This window comes from Moorena sp. SIO2C4, assembly GCF_010672485.1.
Lineage (GTDB): Bacteria > Cyanobacteriota > Cyanobacteriia > Cyanobacteriales > Coleofasciculaceae > Moorena > Moorena producens.
Genome location: NZ_JAAHGN010000896.1, coordinates 1 through 3,200 on the forward strand (window position 1 = coordinate 1; position 3,200 = coordinate 3,200).

Below are 3,200 nucleotides of genomic sequence, written 5' to 3' on the forward strand. Positions count from 1 at the left end.
CAACCCAAAACTTCAGCAATTTCTAACTGTGTTTTTCCACTATTCAACAACAGCAAAATTAAAATACGTTCTCTAATATTTCCATTTTCTTCTATTTTTAAGGCTTTTTGAAGTATTGTTTTTTGCTGTCAGATAATTTTTTGCTGGCATATTTCCTATTATTGGGTTATTTATTAATTTTTATTATACCAATTTAAATGCCGAACAGCTTATCAGCTGATACCTTACCTCGAACTATTAAATTCTCCCTAAAGAGGTTTATTTTCAGCTGACCGCTGACCGCTGACCGCTGTTCGCGTAGCGTGCGCGTAGCGGATATGCTTACCCTAATTGACCTTTGTTTCTCACCAAATTCACAGCAAAATAAAGCGGATTCATCAACCCCTTAACTACAGCCTTGAACCCATAAATCACACGACCTCTTAGACCAGCTTTGATAACGTGATTATTGAATGGAATCACTGGTAACTTCCTAATTAGCTCTTGAGCCAAAGCTTTCTTTTGGCCTGGTCCTTGTAAACGAAACTGGGTACCTTGGGTCGGACCATATACGATGGTAAACCAGAGCCGAGGATTTAAGAAAAAGTATTTCCACAAGGGCGGTTTGCACCCAATTAAATCAGCTAGCTCGTCGATGTATATATGATAATCAAGCAAGCTTCGGATCCGAGCGGCATTATGTTCAAACTGTTCTAAATATTTGGCTTTATCGATAGATGCCACCTGCTCCATTTCCTCAGAAGCCGGAAGAGTTCGTTTACCAGTGCAAATCAAGGCAAAAAATCTGGCTTGCATTTCCGTAATAGGAAACTGACTGCCAATGGCAGGACGTGCCCAACCAATCCAAGCGATTTTATCCCGATACAAGGCATGAAAGATATGTTTGTAAAGACTCCGGGGGTCAGTTGTTCTCAAGTGCTCAGGCAGGAAAGACACATAGTTTTTGTAGCCGGTACAAAATACTACCGCATCCACGTTTTCAAGGGTTTCCCCATCAGCCGCGATCAATGTCCTGCCACCATCTTTTACCTTCACTATTTCGCCGACCACTTGACAGCCATGATAGACAATTGCCTTGGGTAAGGATATATTTTTAGTTCCGTATGTACCCCAGACCCCTTTTTTAGCCTTAACCTTCTGATTTAGCTCAAATATAGTATCATGAACTGGATCGTTTTTGCTCAACTCTAATCGGAAGATAAGTTTGCTCAAAGCATCTCCATAGTCCCTTGGTAGACCGTATACACCACGATGGCTAGCAGTATCGGCAGCATAGTCACCTCTCTTCCTGGGTATTATCCACCCAGCTGAATTGCGAAGGCTGACCCAGCACTTGTTGGCGACACGAGATATTTCTAGGGCGATGTCTGAAGCTGACTCACCTCCCCCAACCACTAATACTGTTTTGCCCACAAAGTTATCAGCATTACGATAGTCCTTGGAATGGGAAAACTCCACCTCAGTTAATAAATCTTTCCACTCTGGATAATTTGAGATACTGTTGTTACCAATTGCCAACGCTACCCGTTTTGAGTGCAAAATCTCTCCAGAGGCTAGTTGAATTTGCCACCCTTGATTGTCTTGGGGAGTGAGTGCTACAACTTTCGATTTGAAACGAATTTTATCTAAAATACCAAAATGTTTGGCATAGCTTTTCCAATAGTCAACTGCTTCGTTCTTTGTCCAGAATTTGTGCTGATTGCCATCACCTATCCAGAAGTCCGAAAACATACTAAATGCGCAAGATGTAGTCAGCACTAAACTGTCGTAGGCATTGGCATAAACCCCGCCCAAATCCTCTGCTTGCTCTAAACATATTACCTCGCCTACACCTTGTTCTAGTAATTCTTTGGTAGTAACTATACCAGCTGGCCCTGCTCCAATCACTATGCAATCTAACATACTATTTAACTTCCGATGTCGGGAGTAAGCACAAAAACAAATGAATCCGCGAGTATAGATTCAGCAACAGCAGGATTAATCCCCAAGGGTTGCAAGCAAGTTAGTTGGTCTAATACATTGAGCATACTATACCCCTGAAGCTGAAACCCTTGCTCATTTACGAATTGTCTAACCTGATCGAAATTGTCAAAGATAGTATCTGTGTCTGAGGTGGCTGTCATTCCTCTGACTGTCTGGCTCAATTTTTGCCAAGCTGGGCTATTTCGCCGTACCCTACTCAAATATTCTTTTGTAATTAAATCAGGGGTTATCCACACACCACCATAAACCTGAAGCAACTCCCGGACATTAGCAAACAACCGCTGTTTTTGATTAAATGTCAGGTACAGCAGTAGTCCCTCGGATATTACAGTAATGGGCGTTCGGGAATCTAGATAACCTACATCGATAGGTAATTGGCTGGGTTGACTAGTGGCATCAATCCCAACAAAGTGCAAGTTTGAGCGTCCGCCAATTAGCTGTTTCACCAGTTGCTGTTTGCGCGTTATCATCCCTGGCAAATCACTCTCGATAAAAGTTGTAGAAGGGTTACCAGACATTACCATGCCCCGTGGCATCAAGCCGGAGGCTAGTTCAAGGATTTGAGTTTTTTGAAATTGAGCCATCACTTGATTGATAGCTTTATACCGACCTTCAAATAAAACGGCTACTTCAAACGATTTATCAGACTGTTGTTTTTGTAACTGCTCCACGAAAGCTTGAGCATTAACCAATTGTGCTAATTCTTGCCCATAAGGAATGTCGGTAAACTGTCTGGCATAAGCCACTAGTAACGCTGTGGGACTGATATTGTCGAAGGAACTAGTTGGCACCTGCATCATTAGCAATTGGGAATTGGGAATTTAGGGAGTAGGGAAAAGGGGAAGCAAGTTTCCCCTTTAACACTGGGCGCTTACTTAGCAACATTTCTGTGACAGGAATATTGTAAGGTTCTATGTAAGCATTCAGCCGTCAGCTATCAGCTAATGCGCTACGCGCACGCTACTTGAGGTGCTAATGCGCTACAGATGGTGCTACTTGAGGTGCTAGCAGGCGCTTTAACTGCACAGGGTCGGATCAGAGGAGCAGGGGTTTTCAACCAGCCGTACCAGCACCGTCTTGTTTACTACCTCCCGTTGATTTGCTGACGGCTGACAGCTGATAGCTGTTGGCGTAGCCTGCGCGTAGCGCATATGCTTACCGTTCTATCTACCCTTGACCAAAGACAAAATTACCAGGTGCTTCGGGATCTTCACTAC

General features: G+C 43.2%; 3 protein-coding genes and 1 pseudogene. All 4 read right to left on the reverse strand.

The features are described from left to right. Window positions 1-116 (reverse strand): annotated as a pseudogene (locus F6K20_RS30970) (IS630 family transposase); the annotation flags it as partial. Window positions 117-321: 205 nt separating this feature from the next. Continuing rightward, window positions 322-1,902 carry a flavin-containing monooxygenase gene (locus F6K20_RS30975; RefSeq protein WP_008184789.1) on the reverse strand — a complete coding sequence of 527 codons (1,581 nt, stop codon included), beginning with the start codon at window positions 1,900-1,902 and terminating at the stop codon, window positions 322-324. Window positions 1,903-1,907: 5 nt separating this feature from the next. Then, on the reverse strand, window positions 1,908-2,783 hold the full coding sequence (locus F6K20_RS30980; RefSeq protein WP_008184791.1) for a class I SAM-dependent methyltransferase: 876 nt from the start codon (window positions 2,781-2,783) through the stop codon (window positions 1,908-1,910). Window positions 2,784-2,999: 216 nt separating this feature from the next. Beyond that, window positions 3,000-3,134 carry a hypothetical protein gene (locus F6K20_RS30985; protein WP_267875741.1) on the reverse strand — a complete coding sequence of 45 codons (135 nt, stop codon included), beginning with the start codon at window positions 3,132-3,134 and terminating at the stop codon, window positions 3,000-3,002. Between the last annotated feature and the right edge of the window lie 66 nt (window positions 3,135-3,200).

Excerpts from the sequence above, each read along its gene's own strand:
- F6K20_RS30985 (WP_267875741.1), bottom strand. The coding sequence starts at position 3,134 with ATGCGCTACGCGCAGGCTACGCCAACAGCTATCAGCTGTCAGCCGTCA.
- F6K20_RS30975 (WP_008184789.1), bottom strand. The coding sequence starts at position 1,902 with ATGTTAGATTGCATAGTGATTGGAGCAGGGCCAGCTGGTATAGTTACT.
- F6K20_RS30980 (WP_008184791.1), bottom strand. The coding sequence starts at position 2,783 with ATGATGCAGGTGCCAACTAGTTCCTTCGACAATATCAGTCCCACAGCG.